Source organism: Methanosarcina baikalica, from assembly GCF_031461075.1.
Classification (GTDB): domain Archaea; phylum Halobacteriota; class Methanosarcinia; order Methanosarcinales; family Methanosarcinaceae; genus Methanosarcina; species Methanosarcina baikalica.
Genome location: NZ_JAVKPK010000045.1, coordinates 12,605 through 30,663, shown reverse-complemented (window position 1 = coordinate 30,663; position 18,059 = coordinate 12,605). Strand labels below are relative to the sequence as shown.

Annotated in this window: 16 protein-coding genes; 10 read left to right on the top strand and 6 right to left on the bottom strand. The window is 41.2% G+C overall.

Features of this window, described 5'->3' with window-relative positions:
• The first annotated feature begins 374 nt into the window (after positions 1-374).
• The 4 genes from RG963_RS11180 to asd all read left to right on the top strand — a co-directional run bounded on the left by RG963_RS11180 (position 375) and on the right by asd (position 3,600).
• Positions 375-1,475, top strand: a complete 1,101-nt coding sequence (locus RG963_RS11180; RefSeq protein ID WP_310576359.1) for a CobW family GTP-binding protein — start codon at positions 375-377, stop codon at positions 1,473-1,475.
• A 275-nt stretch (positions 1,476-1,750) separates the two neighbouring features.
• Positions 1,751-2,059 (top strand): hypothetical protein, encoded by a 309-nt coding sequence (locus RG963_RS11175; protein WP_310576358.1) that lies wholly within the window; start codon positions 1,751-1,753, stop codon positions 2,057-2,059.
• Positions 2,060-2,297: 238 nt separating this feature from the next.
• Positions 2,298-2,480 carry an indolepyruvate ferredoxin oxidoreductase subunit alpha gene (locus RG963_RS11170; RefSeq protein ID WP_310576357.1) on the top strand — a complete coding sequence of 61 codons (183 nt, stop codon included), beginning with the start codon at positions 2,298-2,300 and terminating at the stop codon, positions 2,478-2,480.
• Positions 2,481-2,571: 91 nt separating this feature from the next.
• Positions 2,572-3,600, top strand: a complete 1,029-nt coding sequence (asd, locus tag RG963_RS11165; protein WP_310576356.1) for an aspartate-semialdehyde dehydrogenase — start codon at positions 2,572-2,574, stop codon at positions 3,598-3,600.
• A gap of 179 nt (positions 3,601-3,779) precedes the next feature.
• Here asd and larC read toward each other — a convergent pair whose 3' ends face one another.
• Entirely contained in the window at positions 3,780-4,970 is a 1,191-nt protein-coding gene (gene larC / locus RG963_RS11160; protein WP_310576355.1) for a nickel pincer cofactor biosynthesis protein LarC, read from the bottom strand.
• Between the two features lie 41 nt (positions 4,971-5,011).
• Complete coding sequence (larB, locus tag RG963_RS11155) at positions 5,012-5,815, bottom strand: nickel pincer cofactor biosynthesis protein LarB (RefSeq protein WP_310576354.1); 804 nt, start codon at positions 5,813-5,815, stop codon at positions 5,012-5,014.
• A gap of 190 nt (positions 5,816-6,005) precedes the next feature.
• Here larB and pyrH point away from each other — a divergent pair, with 190 nt between their 5' ends.
• From pyrH to RG963_RS11140, 3 genes are all read left to right on the top strand, one after another.
• A complete protein-coding gene (pyrH, locus tag RG963_RS11150; protein WP_310576353.1) occupies positions 6,006-6,707 on the top strand; it encodes a UMP kinase in 702 nt (233 codons plus the stop codon).
• A 184-nt stretch (positions 6,708-6,891) separates the two neighbouring features.
• Positions 6,892-7,599 carry a hypothetical protein gene (locus RG963_RS11145; protein ID WP_310576352.1) on the top strand — a complete coding sequence of 236 codons (708 nt, stop codon included), beginning with the start codon at positions 6,892-6,894 and terminating at the stop codon, positions 7,597-7,599.
• A gap of 150 nt (positions 7,600-7,749) precedes the next feature.
• A complete protein-coding gene (locus RG963_RS11140) occupies positions 7,750-8,070 on the top strand; it encodes an ABC transporter permease (protein ID WP_310576351.1) in 321 nt (106 codons plus the stop codon).
• Positions 8,071-8,213: 143 nt separating this feature from the next.
• Here the strand turns inward: RG963_RS11140 and RG963_RS11135 are convergent, their stop codons facing one another.
• Complete coding sequence (locus RG963_RS11135; protein WP_310576350.1) at positions 8,214-10,124, bottom strand: AAA family ATPase; 1,911 nt, start codon at positions 10,122-10,124, stop codon at positions 8,214-8,216.
• A 626-nt stretch (positions 10,125-10,750) separates the two neighbouring features.
• On the opposite strand from RG963_RS11135, the gene RG963_RS11130 reads away from it, so the two are divergent.
• Positions 10,751-11,410, top strand: coding sequence for an ABC transporter ATP-binding protein (locus tag RG963_RS11130; protein WP_310576349.1), 660 nt, complete (start codon positions 10,751-10,753; stop codon positions 11,408-11,410).
• A 706-nt stretch (positions 11,411-12,116) separates the two neighbouring features.
• Here the strand turns inward: RG963_RS11130 and RG963_RS11125 are convergent.
• On the bottom strand, positions 12,117-14,741 hold the full coding sequence (locus RG963_RS11125; protein WP_310576348.1) for an eCIS core domain-containing protein: 2,625 nt from the start codon (positions 14,739-14,741) through the stop codon (positions 12,117-12,119).
• Between the two features lie 280 nt (positions 14,742-15,021).
• Here RG963_RS11125 and RG963_RS11120 point away from each other — a divergent pair, with 280 nt between their 5' ends.
• Together RG963_RS11120 and RG963_RS11115 are read left to right on the top strand one after the other, a co-directional pair.
• Positions 15,022-15,615: an ABC transporter ATP-binding protein gene (locus RG963_RS11120; protein WP_310576347.1), complete on the top strand. Its 594-nt coding sequence runs from the start codon at positions 15,022-15,024 to the stop codon at positions 15,613-15,615.
• 20 nt (positions 15,616-15,635) lie between these two features.
• A complete protein-coding gene (locus RG963_RS11115; RefSeq protein WP_310576346.1) occupies positions 15,636-15,812 on the top strand; it encodes a P-loop NTPase family protein in 177 nt (58 codons plus the stop codon).
• 82 nt (positions 15,813-15,894) lie between these two features.
• Here RG963_RS11115 and RG963_RS11110 read toward each other — a convergent pair whose 3' ends face one another.
• On the bottom strand, positions 15,895-16,818 hold the full coding sequence (locus RG963_RS11110; protein WP_310576345.1) for a ribose 1,5-bisphosphate isomerase: 924 nt from the start codon (positions 16,816-16,818) through the stop codon (positions 15,895-15,897).
• A 71-nt stretch (positions 16,819-16,889) separates the two neighbouring features.
• Positions 16,890-17,678, bottom strand: a complete 789-nt coding sequence (locus RG963_RS11105) for a helix-turn-helix transcriptional regulator (RefSeq protein WP_310576344.1) — start codon at positions 17,676-17,678, stop codon at positions 16,890-16,892.
• Between the last annotated feature and the right edge of the window lie 381 nt (positions 17,679-18,059).

The following is an 18,059-nucleotide window of genomic DNA, read 5'->3' as shown; positions in this document are numbered from 1 at the left end:
AAAAATTACAATAATCAATGTTCTCTTTTCGAATCGTTTACTTCTCAGACCAGCTACTTTTACCACGGAAAACGCATACAGCCCGGAAAAACTGTAACTTTAAAAATTAATCCTATTGAGCGCAGCTCAGCATCTTTAATATAAACCAGTCTGCTTGAGCGAGCGAAGCGAGTGAAACGGACCCATGCTGTTGCGATTACATCACAACTCCCAGAAAATTTCTGATTTTCTGTGACTCCGAAACGGAACTCGGGTGGCGCAACTCGGGCGGCTCAACTAGGGAGGCATTGCCAATTTTATATATATAAGTAAATAGATTCTCCTTTTCAGATCGCCTAAAAAACAACTTTATTGCAATAAAAAAGGAGAGAGGCATGAAATTTATAATCATAGGGGGTTTTCTCGGAAGCGGGAAAACAACTACCATACTAAAAATCAGCAGGCAAATCAGTAACGCAGGAAAAAGGACTGCAATCATCGTAAATGAGATTGGGGAAATCGGTCTTGATGGTGATATTCTCGCAGCTTCGGACATTGTAACTGAGGAGCTTACAAGCGGCTGCATCTGCTGTACACTCAGAATAAGCATGCAATATACCCTTCAGACCCTTGAGGAAGAGTTCAGGCCTGACATTGTTATTATCGAGCCGACAGGGATTGCCTTTCCAGGGCAGATAAGGGAAGAAATAGAAACAATGGGGTTTTCCGAGCTTTCCTTTTCCCCTGTAGTAACCCTTGTAGATCCTGGTCGTTTCGGGACTGAAGCAAAAGAAATCCCGAGGTTTATCGAGACCCAGATCAGGGAAGCCGAAATTCTCTGCATAAACAAAACAGATATAACAGCCACAGAGCTTATCCTGTCCACCGAGAAAATGCTCCATGAGATGAACCCTGAAGCCCGGATTCTGAAGTTCTCGGCAAAACATGGAGATGAACAATTCGAAAAGTTGCTTACTCATCTCGCGGTGCCAGGGCTGAAAAAGCCTCCCGAAGAAATGAAAAACTCAATTGAGCTTTCTGAAGTCTCGGCTTACTCAGTTTTCTATATCCTATCTTCCTGCGCTCTTAACCCTGAAAAAGGCGTGTGCTTTATAGAAGAGAGCCTCAGGACTATTCAGGAAAGAGTCCGGGAAATTAATCCTGAATTTGTAGGGCATGTAAAGCTTTCCCTGAAACTTCCGGAATCTACGGTCAAGGGTAGTGTGACCTCCTCTAAAGAACTGCCTCAGGTAGAAATTATTCCGGATCGGAAAAGTGAGAAAGCCGAACTCAGGCTGCTTTCAGCAATTACTAAAGTCCCGAAAAATAAGCTCATAGAGATCATTGAAAGTGTTCTCGGAGAGAACCTTCGGAAATCAGAGATTACTTTTGAGAAAGAGGTTCTGGAGCACGAATCTGAAAATGATACTGAAGATCATAGTAAGCATGGAAAAGAGCAGATATGCAGGCTTAATATATACAGGAAAGATGAATGAAAATAATGTAAAATTTAACTTAAAGATAGGTTTTGAACCTGCAACTTAACCGAGAAGAGTTATGAATAATATTTAGACAATACCACTTAGACTTTTCGGAACTTTTAAAAGAGCCGGTTTTAATCATAGGACTTACGCGGTTGAGCTCAGGAATCAATAGCATCAAACCTTCAACTTTATAAAACACAAATTCAACCATAAAGCCTATTGAATTTGGTTTTGTACCTCAAGTGCGTAAGTCCTAAATCAATAAAAATGAGAGATGGAGTTTTGGTATGAACGAGGATATCGATGAACTTGACGCGTATTTCAACAAAAAATGTGAACCTACTGAGGGCGAGGCCGTCAAACTGGAACATATGATGATGGAAAAGATTTCCATAAGCCCCGCAAGAAGAAAGCTTCTCCGGATTGTCGGAGTCTTTGGGAAGACTGAAAAACAGCTAAAGGAGGAGTCAGGACTAAACGATTTCTTCTTTCAGTTCCATATGGATTTCCTGCTAAAAGAAGAATTCCTTAAATCAGAAGAAGGGGTGTACCGCCTGACGGATGCTGGAATTGCCATGCACGATTCTGTGTGTTAAGAATACATTTTTTTATTTTTCCTCTAATTATTACTTTCAATAATATAATTTTTGGTCGCGTGCGGGTTAACTCCATCCTGATTTTTGAAGGCTTCCTTTTGCTAAAAAGCGATAAGTTTTTATGTTAATCTGGTTAATGGCGTTATGACCAAACTTTTCGATATCACATGGAAGTTTCAAAAACGCCCTGTCTAATTTCCAGGTACGTATCGAGCAACCAAAAGGAGTGTGAAAAAATATGCCAGCATTAGTTAATGCAGATGAATGTTCAGCATGCGGAACCTGTATCGATGAGTGCCCCTCAGAAGCAATTACTCTTGATGAAGAAAAGGGAATTGCGGTAGTCGACCAGGACGAATGTGTAGAGTGCGGTGCATGCGAAGAAGCATGTCCGAACCAGGCAATTAAAGTAGAAGAATAAAACGGTAATCAATTGGAATAATTTTTTTTATTCCATTTTTCTTTTTCCTTTTTATCAATCATTTTTTATCTTTCCGGAGGTAGCTTTTTAGATGGTAGCAATTAAAGCTGGGATTTTAGGCGCCACAGGCGCTGTCGGGCAGAGATTTGTAGAAGCACTTGCAAACCACCCCTGGTTTGAGATTACAGCCCTTGCAGCATCCGAAAGAAGCGCCGGCAAAACATATAGAGAAGCCGCAGGCTGGAGACTGGATACAGCTATGCCGGAAAGTGTTGAAAATATCGAAGTTGTCCCTGTAGACCCAAAAGCCGTGGACGCGGATGTCGTTTTCTCGGCACTTCCTGCAGACCTTGCACTCACAGTCGAACCAGAGTTTGCAAAAGCCGGGTTTGCAGTGGCAAGCAATGCGTCATCCTACAGGATGGAAAAGGATATTCCTCTGGTAATCCCTGAAGTAAATTCGGAACATCTAGGGCTTCTCGAAGTCCAGCAGGATACAAGGGGATGGGACGGATATATCATCACAAACCCTAATTGCTCCACAATTGTCATGACCCTTACCTTGAAGCCTCTAATGCAATTTGGACTCGAAACCATACAGGTAGCCACAATGCAGGCGATCTCAGGGGCAGGTTTTTCCGGAGTTGCCGCAATGGCAATCTATGATAATGTAATCCCTTATATCGGAAGCGAAGAACAGAAGATGGAGACTGAAACCTTAAAGCTCCTTGGAGAGTTCAACGGCTCCGAAATCGTGCCCGCAGACATAAGAGTCAGCGCTTCCTGCCATAGAGTCCCTGTTATTGATGGGCATACCGAAGCGATCTGGGCAGGAATGAGGGCTAAACCTGCGCCTGAAGAAGTAAGGAAAGCCTTCCTGAACTTTGACCCCAGGCTGGGAGAACTCCCTTCCGAACCTAAAAAAGCCCTAATAGTAAGAGACGAAATTGACAGACCTCAGCCGCGCCTTGACCGCAGTATGGGAAAAGGCATGAGCGTTTCAGTGGGCCGGATAAGAGAAGGAATCCGCTACATCGCAATGGGGCATAATACCATCCGCGGAGCAGCCGGGGCAAGTGTCCTGAATGCGGAACTGCTGCATTCCATGGGCAAGCTCTGATCCAAAATAGAGAATAACAGATGAAAAGTAAAAGCCTCAGGGATTTAGACTTTTGCTTTTCTACTTCACTTTACTTTTTTACTCAATTCTCTCGAATCCTTTTCAATTCTCTGGAACCTTCTCGTGATTAAATCAGCACAATTCTCCTGTCCGTACTTTACTCATGTCTTTTGAGAGTTTCAGGAAAAGAGTTTTCTTGCCGCCTCTTCTGCCCTTCTCATTACCTCTTTTACGGGAACACCGCTGGTTTTTGCGATTTTCTTGCAGTCTTCAAACTCAGCAGAGATATTGAGCAGGATACCTTCCGAGTCCCTGGCAATCTTTACTGCAGCTTCATATACTTCCCCTTCTACCTCAAGTTTAACTATTTCGATTTTTCGGGCGGCCATCAGCCTATGCCGGGTAGGGATCACTCTAATTCCCAGAGAGCCCGTTTCGATAATGATTTTACGGGCTAACTTCGCAGTATCTTCAGGCTTTGCAATGACCTTGATAATATGAGCAGGACGACCTTTTTTCATTGTTGCCGGGACAATTACAACATCCCTTGCTCCCATAGCAAGCAACTCCTCAAATAGGTTACCCAGGACTTCTCCGCTCACATCGTCAGCATTAGTTTCGAGCACCTCAATTATATCCGGAATCAGGCAGGAATCAAGCTCGGACAGTACTCCCTGAAGCACGTTGGGCCCAGCTAGGTCTGAGTCTCCGGCCCCGTAGCCAATTGAAATTACCCTGCCCTGGGGAAAAATCTCCACTGGTCTGGCAAAATGGGCAAGAATAGCAGCCCCTGTAGGGGTAAGAAGTTCCTTTTTCTCCCCACTTCCCTTAAAATAGAGTTTCCCTCTCCTGAGAAGTTCAAGGGTAGCAGGTGCTGGGACAGGCAGAGTTCCGTGCGCACATTCTATCGTCCCGCTACCCACATTTATAGGAGTGCAGTAAACAGAATCGCAGTTAAGGGCATGGATGGCTGCCGAAGAGCCTATTACATCGGCAAGGGCATCACTTTGCCCCACCTCATGGAAATGGAGTTCTTCAAGGTCGGGCTGCCCGTGGACTGAAGCTTCGGCTTCCGCCATCTTCAAAAAGATATCAAGAGCACTTGCCTCCACCCTGAAAGGCAATTTTGCAGCTTTTATTGCGTCCACAAGTTCCGGATATGTGCGGACAGGTTCTTTTTCAGGCACTCTTATCCGGACATCCAGAGCTTTTATTCCCATTTTCAGAACTTCTATTATATCCACGGATACTGGTACAGATGCCTCGATTAGTTCTTTAACCTCTTTCCTGTCAGCCCCGAGATCAAGGGTACATCCGAGGATCATATCTCCTGCTGCCCCTGAAAAAGGATTGAATACAAGTGCTTTCATAAAGACTCCTTTCTGGATTTCGGTTTCAATTTATTCCCCTGTTATCCATCCTGATTTTCATTTTCGTTCTTCCCTCGGGCCTCAGCAGCCGTAATCATGTTTGCGATCCGGGCTGCATACGCTCCCGCAACAAAGCCTGCATCAATATTTACTACTGCGAGAGTGGAACAGGATTGGAGCATTGACAGCAGGGCAGCTTTTCCTCCGCCGCCTGCCCCGTAACCTGTGGAGACCGGAAGCCCGATTACAGGCACATCAACAAGTCCCGAGACTATTGTGGGAAGCGTCCCTTCTCTGCCGGCTGCAACAACGATTGCTCCAGGCATCATAGATTTGAGCTTATGCAGTTCGGGAATCAGCCTGTGGATTCCTGCAACCCCAACGTCATAAGCAGTAATAGTTTCACAGCCCATTTCTGAGGCCACAACCCTTGCTTCTTCCGCAGCCGGGATATCTGCCGTTCCTGCCGAAATGATTCCTACAACCCCACCTGTTCTGGGGGCAGGAGTACCGTCATGAATAACAACCGTGCGGGCCCTGCAGTTCCACTCAAGTTTATCCTGTCCGAAGGCCTGTTTAAGGGCTTCAAGATGCTTTGTGGAAACTCGGGTAATGAGGGCTCTTTTGCTCTCTGTAACCATGACTCTGGCGATCTCCACCACATCCTCAGGCTCCTTACAGTCGGCAAGGATGGCCTCGATTATTCCTGTCCTGCTTTTCCTATGAGAATCAAGTTTTGCAATGTTTGCATAGGAGACAAAACCCAGACCACGGACTTGCTTTTCCGCAGCCTCAAGGTCCATTTTTCCTTCTTTAACAGCCCGAAGTATATCAGTAAGATCCATGTACCACCCTGCACCGAAAAGATTTACCTGCTTTAAATGATGATTAGCTTAAACAATAAGTAGTCAAGCAACAATTTATTGGTTTGGAGAGTCTTTAGGGTTTTTGGTTATATGGGATTTTTGGTGACTTAAGGAAAAATACTTCAGCGATACATTTAAAAATCCGAATTGTTAATGTGTAGAGATCATCATGCTCATAGTACTCTCATTAGGCGGTTCAATTCTCGCAAAAGACCTTGACTCGGATCGTTTTTTAAAATATGCAGATGTTCTCCGGAATATCTCGAAAAAGCATACACTGCTCGTGGTAACCGGGGGAGGAGAAGCGGCAAGGCACTATATCGAGGCTGCAAGGGCTATGGGAGCCGATGAAGTAACCTGCGATTATATAGGCATCGAAATCACTCGCCTGAACGCACGACTGCTTGCCGCAGCCCTCGGATCCGACGCATACCCTGAAATCCCGCAAAACTACGTAGAAGCTTCAAAGGCAATGAATTCCGGGAAGATCGTGGTAATGGGGGGAATCACACCTGGCCAGACCACGGATGCTGTAGCTGCAATTCTTGCAGAATTCCTGCGGGCAGACCTCCTCACAATTGCAACGTCGATTGACGGAGTTTATTCTTCAGACCCGAACTGTGACCCCACTGCAGTAAAATATGATAAAATCTCCCCTGAGAAACTAATAAACATAGTTATGGCAATTGAGATGAAAGCAGGCTCCAAGTCTCCGGTTGACCCCGTAGCCGCAAAAATTATCGAACGCTGCAAGCTCGATGCCCTTGTTATGGATGCTCGGGATCCTGCCCTGCTCGGAAAAGTTCTCGACGGAGAAGCATCTAAAAAATCTCCGGTATCCTGTGGAACCTGGATCACAACGAGAAAATAAGACAAGGAACAGCCTTAATAGCCAGAAGAAATAAAGTCCGAAAAGTAAAAGCTGGCTTTAACGCCCTTATTTTTACGAAAGATGAAAACTTAAACATAGAGCGACATACATTCCTATTACAGAGAGCAGGCCGAAATGCCGGTTTCGGTTCCCTGGAGAATCTGGAAAGAAGGAGGACCTGGGCTTGAGCCAGCCGGAAGAAAAGAGTTCTTTTAAACATAAAGGGTTTATTTTCCGTTATTTTTCCATACTTCTATTCTTCATTGTCTTTTGCACTGAGATCAGTCCTGCTGTTGCTGGGATAAATGGGACAGCCCTTCAAGAAGAAAGACAGGGAAATGTCGTTATCACTGATTTTTTCTCAGACCATGATCTCTCTGATGCAACAATTCGGTTTGAACAACCTCTTGAAAATGCCTCTCTTGTTTTTACTTTGAGTTCGGGAAAGAAGTTACTGAAATCGGAAACTTTCCTTCTGGGTTCTGTAGAGAAAGGACAGGAAGTTAAAAAAGTTCTGTTCTGGGGGCTTGAAGAAGGCTTCGGAAAAAATAGGGGCTCTGAAAAAGATAGAGACTCTTATATAGCACAGCTTTTTGTAAAAAATGGCAGCGAAAACCTTGCTTCAAGAGAACTTTCATTTTCCTATAGAAATCCTGCCCTTTCAAAGCTTAAACTTGTAGACTTTTCTGCAGACTCCGAAAAAGCTTCTGTTTTGATGACTCTTACAAGCCCTGCAAGTTTCGGGAGTGTGCAGATGCCTGAGCCCGGTATGATAGACCTTGACCTTAAGCTCCTTTCGGGTACGGAAATCGTGTATTCCGAAATCCGGTATCCTATATCTTTGCAGTGCCCGACGAGCGGGTGGATGCCGAAATGCTCTCAAAACGCATAGAATTCAGCGTTAAAGGCACAAGTACCCTTTCTCCGGGAGAACTTGAGGTGCAGGCAAGGCAGTCCTTTATGATTTTCAATGTAATTACTATCAGCTCAGGGCTCCTTGCAGCAATCATAGGTGGACTTTGCGTAATGAACACGATGCCTCATGTCCGTTGCCGAGAGGACAAGGGAGTTCGGGATTTTGAAAGCCATTGGAGCCGAAACAAAGGATATTTTACTCCTTACGCTTGGGGAAGCCTCATGTATGGGTTTTTTCGGAGAAATCCTGGGAATTCTTGTAGGTACCCGGGCTGTTTATGTTATGAATGCCTGGCTTGCAAATACAAGGATAGTGCTTTTCCTGATAACGCCCAGGCTTCTCATAATTGCTATGCTTTTCGCCTTATTGATAGGGGCTCTTTCAGGGCTTTATCCTGCGTACAGGGCCTCGAAAATGAGTCCTATGGAGGCTTTGAAGCATGCATGAAATTGAAATTAAAGAATTAGAGATGATGAAGTGTTCTATGATGACAAACGCCTTACTTGAACTTTATTTTGTAGACTGTCTTTGATTATAAGCCCTTTGAAGGTTTTGACCTATTTTTTGTGACTTTTCTTTATTTTATAATATCACTTATTATGTTCTTTGATAAACTTATAAATTTTTTCGCATATACTCATTGCTTCATTAGAAAGATCATCCCATTGTTTTGTATATTTAATAGCCTTTTTACAGAACTGATATTTTGAAGAGATTGTTCCAGAGTCCGCAGAATAACTTCCTTTCCTCTTCTTTTTATTTAATTTTCTTTCAATAAATTTACCTAAAGGTTCATCTCTATAATCCCGCTCATTAAAATCTTGAATATCTGGGTCTTCTCCTTCATATTCCTTAATAATAGCCAGTAGAACCTTTTTTGATATAAGATTCTCCACTTCTCTAGCTTCTAGTGGATAGAATTTATCACCTAATTTTTTCTTAAGTGCCTGATGCCTTTTTTCTTTTCCTTCGTCTTTATCAACTATTAAAAATAATCTGCTACATAACCGATCTACATTGATTGTGTTATCAGTTTCTTCGTTATCTAAAAAAGACCAGTGAGTTATATTTCCTCCGCCATATTCCACAAAAGAATAATGAAAATCTTCTTTAAACTCGAAATATTCTTTTTTTTCAGGACATTTTAGATACTTGTTATACAGATATTTTTTGTACAACTCCAGATAATGTTTAAAGTAAAGTCTATCAGTTATACCTTCAACCCAAATCGTACAGTTTGATAAAAAGACAGAAGAATTCCTTACTCCCAAAAGTTCAAGAGAACTTGAATCTCCATATGATAAATTTTCAATATAGAATTCGGGAATTTTTTCTTCTTTATTCTCGGATTCATATTTTAATTCTTTTTTTAAAGCATATATAGAGATATTAGGGAAATCAAAAGTAATATCTAAGAAATGATTTGAATGAGTTGTCATGAAGAATTGGTAATTTTCATAACCATCTTCATTCAAAAATGTATCAATCAGTTTTCGTTGTAATCCAGGATGAAGAAGTTTTTCAGGCTCTTCAATAAAAAAAAGTGCATGTTCACCTTTATGTAAAAACATTGGAAGCGTTAAAATTATTATTGATTGAATTCCATCACCTAAATTATAAATAGGCATTTCAATTTCGTCACCTATTTTTATTATAAGAGTATCGTTTTCTTCTGAAGGTATTAAAACTACTGGTTTATTGTAAAAAAAATTTTTAGATAAATAATTCTCATAATCTTTAATTAACTTCCTTTTCTGGAGGTTTCCTAACAAATAACTTTTGATTTGAGTATAAGAATTAAGTCCTGAAAATATTTCGAAACCACTCTCTTCACCGTGAAAGTAATCATCTCTTGTCCTTGATCGATAAACATCTACTTTAGTAAATTTTCTGATATTAGATTCAATTTCGTAATTAATTGGTCTGACACCTCTGAGAATTGGAATGTAAATCCTTGAGAAAGAAGGAACTTCCAATATGTCCTTGAAAGTTTTCCCGTCATTATAGATACTCAAGTTCGATAAATTTCTTTTCAAAATCTCTATTAAATCGTTGGAAATTTCAGAGTATTTTTTGTTTCCCCTCGAAGTTCCGATAAAACCACCAGGCCCCTTATTGTCAGGTAATTTTATAATTTTTGACATTAGGATATCCAATCGGCTAGGTAATTCAAACAAACTATCAATGTAAGTTATTTGTTCAATTTCATGAATGTCTTGAATTGAAAGATCATTATCTGAAATACCATTATTTTCCAGATAGCTATCAATATCTTGTTTTAAGTTTTTAATAAATTGATTCAATATATCTAAATCACAGCCTTCGGGAATGTACTTCAAATCAGAAGCTAAAAAACTTCTCATTAGTCTACTTTTACCGGAATTATTCTCTCCCACGAAAATGTTAATTTTAGACAAAAAATCAAGTGTGTCACTAGCTTTTCCTTTAAAATGATAACAATTATCATCTTGAATTTTAAGACCTTTAATTGGGGAAAACATGTCAATTGACTCTTGTGATTGAAATCTATTATAAGGTAACAAAAAGTTTCTTCATTAAAAAGCTTTGGAAATTTTCATAGCCATTCAAGACACTTTAACATAATCAGGGGAAGCCACAAACACGTCTAAGAGGCTGTCTTAAAATTCAAAACATTTCTACAATTGGATAATGTGCAGTTGATAACTTTAAGTTTAGATCGTAAATTTTCATAAATTCAGGTAATGTTGACCTTAAGGATATCGCTTTATTTCATAGGACTGTATGCACTTGAAACCTAAAATCGAATACATTAGACGTTATGTCCAAATTAACGTTTTAGATATTTAGGGGTTTAATGCTACCGTTTTTTGTTCGAATTCACGAGTCCTATCCCAATTGTGGGATCAAGTTTAATTTTAAGACACGCTCTAAGAGTTTGTATTCTTTGTGTTGCAGGTTAGGCATAATGAAATAATTGACAAATTGCATTCATAGGAAGAAACGGTTATATAAACTGATTAAACCACTATGATTTACAGTAAATAAGAGGGATAACATTAGACAGTAAATTTAATTTTCTGAAAAAATATAAATTAGTTCTCAGCCTACAGAACTCAAAAAATGAGTCATATGGAGGCTTTGAAGCATGCCTGAAATGGGAATTGAAAAAAAAGGGATTGAAACCCCGGATAAGCCGAAAAAAGAAGAAAATAAGTTCAATTTGGGAAGCGAAGGCCACAAAGTCATAATGCAGGTTGAAAACCTTTCCAAAACCTATTTCCAGGGTAAAATTCCTGTCCATGCCCTTCGCTGCGCCTGCATAACCGTAAGAAAAGGGGAACTTCTTGAGATAATGGGGCCTTCGGGTTCAGGAAAATCGACTCTTCTCGCCCTGATAGGTACACTTGAAAAAGCCACGGACGGGAAAATCATCCTTGATGGGACATACCTCACTTCTGTACCTGAAAAACTGCTTCCCCGCGTGAGAAGAGAAAAAATAGGCTTTATTTTCCAGCATTATAACCTGATCCCCACCCTTTCTGCACTTGAAAATGTTGAGCTTTCAATGCGTTTTTCCAGAGTGCCTAAAAAAGAAAGGGTAGGAAGGGCAAGGAACCTGCTTGAAGAACTTGGCCTTGGAGACCGTCACACCCATAAACCCTCAGAACTATCTGGAGGGGAACAGCAGAGAGTCTCTATGCCAGGGCACTTGCGAATAAGCCGACGGTTATCCTGGCTGACGAACCTACAGGTGAGGTGGACAGTAAAACCAGAGACTCAATTGTACGAGTTTTCAAAGAATTGAGCGAAAAAGGGCAGACAATTCTTGTTGTAACGCACGACCCTGAGGGTGCAAAAGAGTGTTCAAGGGTGCTTCGGATTAAGGATGGAACAATTATAGATTATTAAGCGTTCGAAACAACGTATCCTCTTCAAATTGTATGGGTAAAAGTAAATTTCATGTATTTGCTAAAAAACTAAAAATTTAATTAAGTTTAGGACTTACGCACTTGAGAAATAAAATCAATTACGGCAGAAACTGTGGATTAAAGTCACATATTAGACATTAATGGTCTAATGCTGTTGATTCTTCAGTTCAACTGCGTAAGTCCTAAAGTTTAATAAACAACTTCAAGCGACACATTTCACTTTATAACTGTGTAATAAATTTGTTAAATATTTTTCGAGTTGGAAAATTCTCCATTGAATTTGAAGAGGATACTTATTGCCGTATTGAGATAATAAGTGGCATTTTTGTTTACATCTGCGGAAAGTGGGATTTAAGATTATAGCAGTTCGAATTTTTAGGAATGATAAACATATAACTTCAAATTTTCAGTTCGGTAATTGCTCTATAGTTTCATTTCCCCAAATAATAATTTATGGTGACAAAAATCCTTGACATTATATTTGAATCATTCCTTAGCAATTTCAAGATAGAGATTTCGCAGCTTCAAAGCGACATCGACAAATATACTTACTTTGGTTAACAATATGCTCATCTATAACTTCTACAAAGCATTAACACTAGATTTATGATCTTTTAATAGCTGTCTAGCTTTCTGGGTCGCAGCTTTTACTTCTTCATGGTCTTGGTATTTTGTGGGTATACTGGAATACAACGTTTCTACTATACTACGATGTTCATCAAATTCTGTATGCCCTACCAATCGTTCCATCTGATCTACAGCTTGAGTAAACTTAATAACTCGATTTCTAATTAACTCTATATGATCTTTTAATAGCTGTCTAGCTTTCTGGGTCGCAGCCTTTACTTCTTCATGGTCTTGGTATTTTGTGAGTATACTGGAATACAACGTTTCTACTATACTACGATGTTCATCAAATTCTGTATGCCCTACCAATCGTTCCATCTGATCTACAGCTTGAATAAACTTAATAACTCGATTTCTAATTAACTCTATATGATCTTTTAATAGCTGTCTAGCTTTCTGAGTCGCAGCCTTTACTTCTTCATAATCTTGGTATTTTGTGGGTATACTGGAATACAACGTTTCTACTGTACTACGGTGTTCATCAAATTCTGTATGCCCTACCAATCGTTCCATCTGATCTACAGCCTGAATAAACTTAAGTGTAGAGCTTGAAACCTTTGATTTTTCTAACTGTTGACTAGGTGGGGTAGAGGTGGAAGCAGTGTGTTTTATAGGGGGCTCCGACTTTGGAGGAGCGGAATCTTGGTCTGCAGAAACCGGTTTTAAATGGGAACGAACCCTCAAAAATTCAGGTTGCAATTCTTCATGCTCAGGACTTACCGGCGCACTCGAAGTTTTTCTTAGACTGGAAGGATCGGGATGAAATCCTTTCATTCCTGGCATTATGGGACTGACACTCAGTCTTCCCTCAACATAGGGGACCACTTTGCTTTCTTCGGGTGATGGTAATCGTCCCAATTTTTTCAACTCCTGTTCAGCAGCCCATTTAATCAGGTAATAATGATTCTCAACGGGATTCCCGGGAAGAGCACCCATGGTAAGAACACCCATAATTGTGTTGCTGGGGTTAGTGAGATAATTACGCTTATGGCCCCCAGTCTCAACTTCTCCATATTCATCTGGATTTCCCAACATATGCCCTACTTCGTGCCCAACATGGGTGACATCATGGACTCCCCATTCAGTCATATGAGATGTTCCGAAGTAGCCACGGGAACCTGATCCCAAGGCGCGTCCTGAATCGACTGCCGTTACGGTATAATGGGCGTCTTTATCCACCTTAAGTAATCTTACGACAATAGGATAGGTTTCTGTTCCGATCATCAACATAAAGCGGTTGCTCCATTGCCGCGCCACTTGTGGGACCCAAACCTCTTGGAACAATTCAGCTGGAATACTTGATTTTATTCGAATCGTAACCATTACTTTACCATCTACGATATCCACATCAAATTTCGAATTCCATTCGAAAGTAGTTCCAGCCAACTTTCCGCCGGGACAATCTTGTATTAGTTTTTGGGTTCTTTTAACATTTACAACAGTCGTAAGCTGAACCACATCTTGAGAGGTCGAATCCTTTCTTTGCAGAATAGAACGCAAATGTACTTTTCCTGTGGAAGCGCTGCCAGCCAGCGTGTCCAACTTTCTTTGATGGACAGGAAATTCAAACGCACTTTTATTAACGCTGTGCTTCTGCAAGGCTTTTGCGCCCATAACATCCGCTTCACGTTCCAGTACCTTATTATCATTGACGAGAACCCCGTCCTTCATCTGCATAGTTGGCTTCACACTGCCCTGCGTCTGCTGGACGACGTGCCATGCTTCGTGCGGAAGGTGCTGCTCCTGGCCAGGGGAAATGTGGATGTCTGTTCCTTGGGCGTAGGCGAGGGCTTGCAACTGAGAAGGTTTATCAGAGTTGTAATGTACCTTCACATTATCCATGGAAACGCCCGAAAGATTTTCGATGCCAGCCTTCAGATTATCCGGTAATCCCATATTATTTTCCTTCTTCGTCTGAAGATATTCTTCTTTCGGGGTTTCTTGTTGCTGAACTGTCTCAATTATATTGGGTTGTAATGGTTCTTCTTCCTCTGAAATCTCTTGGCGCTGGATAGTTCCCATCATTTTTCCTTGAAGTGGTTCTTCTTCTGGTATCTCCTGCTTCTGCACAATAGGGGCTACGGAACAGGAAGGGCAGGCCATTTGATCAGGATTGTTTTCAAACTTGCCTTGGAGAGGTTCCTCTTCCTCTGGAATTTCCTGGCGCTGGATGGGTTCGATCATTTTGCCTTGAAGAGGCTCCTCTTCTTCTGGTATCTCTTGGCGTTGCACAGTTTCTGCCATTTTGCCCTGTAATGGCTCTTCTTCCTCAGGAATTTCCTGCCTTTGCATGCATGAAGGACATGTTTCTTCTTCCTCAGGGATTTCCTGTCTCTGAACTGGTGCCTGTTGAACTGTGGAAGTATTTCCGATACCTGTAAGCAGCATGCCAACTGCCCTGTTTCCAATGGTGCGCTGGAGCTGCATGATGTCAGCATATGTTAGGGATTTTGGATTGATTTTTGCACGCTGGATGATAGAAAAAGGATTTGATGCAGGAGTGTGGCTTAAGGGGGTTGCTTGCTTTTGAAAAGTAGTTTTTGATTCTGTGGATTGCTGCGTTTGCTGATGCTCTGGCATGATAGACATCCCTGTGGAAGATGACTGTATGATATTTTAAAAAAATTGATAATATGAATAATGTCACAACATAAAATACTCTCTGCTTTAACTAAATTTCTTTGAATAAAATATCGAACTCAGGAATAAGAGAAACACATATATTCCGATGAAATTTTACCATTAGTTACAATAAATAAAAGGGAAAAGGGCATTAGACATTAAATTTAAACGTCCAAAAACATAAATTCGTCATCCACCTACAGAGCTTTGAAGATGAGTCCTAAGGAGGCTTTGAAGCATGCCTGAAATGGGAATTGAAAAAAAAGGGATTGAAACCCCGGATAAGCCGAAAAAAGAAGAAAATAAGTTCAATTTGGGAAGCGAAGGCCACAAAGTCATAATGCAGGTTGAAAACCTTTCCAAAACCTATTTCCAGGGTAAAATTCCTGTCCATGCCCTTCGCTGCGCCTGCATAACCGTAAGAAAAGGGGAACTTCTTGCGATAATGGGGCCTTCGGGTTCAGGAAAATCGACTCTTCTCGCCCTGATAGGTACACTTGAAAAAGCCACGGACGGGAAAATCATCCTTGATGGGACAGACCTCACTTCTGTACCTGAAAAACTGCTTCTCCGCTTGAGAAGAGAAAAAATAGGCTTTATTTTCCAGCATTATAACCTGATCCCCACCCTTTCTGCCCTTGAAAATGTGGAACTTTCCATGCGCTTTTCCAGGGTGCCAAAAAAAGAAAGGGAAGGAAGGGCAAGGAACCTGCTTGAAGAACTTGGCCTTGGAGACCGTCTCACCCATAAACCCTCGGAACTATCCGGAGGGGAGCAGCAGCGAGTTTCTATTGCCAGAGCCTTAGCAAAAATAAGCCTGTCCTTATTCTAGCTGACGAGCCCACAGGCGAGGTGGACAGCAAAACAAGAGATTCAGTTGTAAGGATCTTCAAGGAGCTAAGCGAAAAAGGGCAGACGATTCTTGTTGTAACCCATGACCCGGAGGTTGCAAAAGAATGTTCAAGGGTACTGAGGATCACGGACGGGATTATTAATGATAATTTAAGGCACTGGACGAAAAATGATTAAACAGAGATAAAATAGTAAAGAGAGGTAAATGTAGTAAAAATCAATAAAAACTGTCTAAAAAAATAAGCAGTTACTTAAACTTTCAAATCTCTCCAAGCTCCCAACCAAGGTGCTCTTTTATGACAGTATATGCCATTGCCGGGGGAATGATCCCGACATCGGTTACGATCATATCGATGTATTTGGCAGGTGTGAAGTCAAAAGCCGGATTTCTTACCTGCACGTGAGAAAGCTCTTTCAGGATTGTAGGATCGACTATTTCTTCTGTAGCCCTTTCTTCGATTTCGATTGGATTTCCGACAATCGTGCTCGGGCTAAACTTGAAAGTTTCGGCAGCTACCATGAAACTTTTTCTGGCTTCATGGGCAGCAAGCGCAAGTTGAGAAGTTCCTATTTTATTTACCAGCGCACCGTTAGCTGCAATAGCATCAGCCCCGACAACGACCTTATCCACATCTTTCATGTAGTAGCGCACAGCAGAATCCACAATCAGGGTTGTGGGAATACCGAAATCATTAAGGTGGCGGATTGTCAATAAGCCTTGACGTCTGGGGCGGCTTTCGGTAGCAATTACCGAGATGTCCTTCCCGTCTTCAAAGGCTGTAGTGATGATAGAAAGAGCAGCATGGGAATTACAGTGGGTCATAATTACATCCCCGTCCTGAATCCTTCTTGACCCGATTTTTCCGATTTTTCCAAGGGCTCTGTCAGCTCTCTCGATAAAGAGGTTTGCATTTTTAATTATTTCCTGCCTTGCCTCTTCCACATTCCCTGAAGAGTACTTTGAAGCGAGTTTTACAGCATTCGGAAGAGAAACTGCTGTAGGACGGGTACTGATAAGAAAATTTGAGACTTCTCTGATGCTGGTGCTGAATTCCTCAATTGAAGCCACTTCCACCCCTGCAGCATAATCTCTGATAGCTTCAGCAGCAGCTTTTGCAATCCTGCCTGCGCCCCGGATTTCCATTGTTCGGATCTTTTCTGCGGTTTCCTGAATTTTTTGCATAGTATAAGGGATAGCAGGGGTGCAATTTATAGCTATCTTCCGACTTTTCTGGCATCTGCTCCAACCAAAATTCAGATCTCGGATACTTTATCAGAGATATTCCTGTAGTAAGTAAAGAGGTCTTCTCCCCACTGGAGGGCAACAGAGTCGAAGCACAGGACATCCTCTGTATGGTCAAAAGTGCCGTCAGATAAAGGCAGGGTAAGAGAGAGAAACCTGTCAGTCACTACATGGGAAAGTTCTATTTTTTTGTTGCATACGTAGAAACTCGCATTCTCGAATTTAAGAAACTCACCTAACTCGGCCCCGAATTCTTCCTTTGTCCTTTCATAAACAGGACGAGTTACAAGAATAGAAATATCCACTCCCTTTTTTGCAAAAGTCAGGAAAAGAGACGGATAAAGAGGGTGAAAAATAGAAGCGATGCCATTTATTTTTTTTGATTCCATAAGGTTTTCCACAAATTCCCTGTGGGGTTCAAAGAGGCGTGTCCTGTCAGGAGGTTCGGAAAACGTGCAGTTCGCCAGTTCTCCGATTCTTTTCTGCAAAGGAGAAGGTATGCTCTCGACTGAATGGTTTGCCCAGTAATCATATTTATTCTCAAAAACTTTTAAAACGTCTGTCATTGCCTGCATTCTGCCAGCTATCGCTATACCGAGAGGAGAAAGGCTGTAAATATCTCCTGTTTTTAATATCAGGGAATTTTCTCTCAGTTTTTTTATCTGGGGAAGAATTGCCACTGGACCTACATCTAACTGTATTTTAATCTCTGAAATTAATTTGGGTCCTTCATTCAAAAATAAAAGAAGATCTTTTCTTTTTTCGGAAAGGAAAATTAATTCGAGAAGCGGGCTATTCATGTTTTTGTCATATATGCGGCTACTTAATAAATATCTTCCTGATTTTTCAACTGTTTTTTCCTGAAAATATTTACTATTACAGGGACCTTCTTGAAAACTTAGTTAATAGGGTTAGAATGATTGCAGAAGGATTGTGCTCGTACATAAAATTAAATATTATACAAACAATTGACGAAATTAAAGGCGCACAAATCGGTTTTTGAATCCAATGAATCTAATTTTGAGGCGGCTAAATAATTTAATGCGAAGCAAATTTTAAGGTCGTATAGGTTATATACCTTTATAACATAAAGAAGAAGTCAGCGATTAAGAATAAAGGGTTTTTCTCTTAGTCGTAGGGGTTGAATCACGCGATTGGGAGCCAATCAGAGGTGGCGAAAG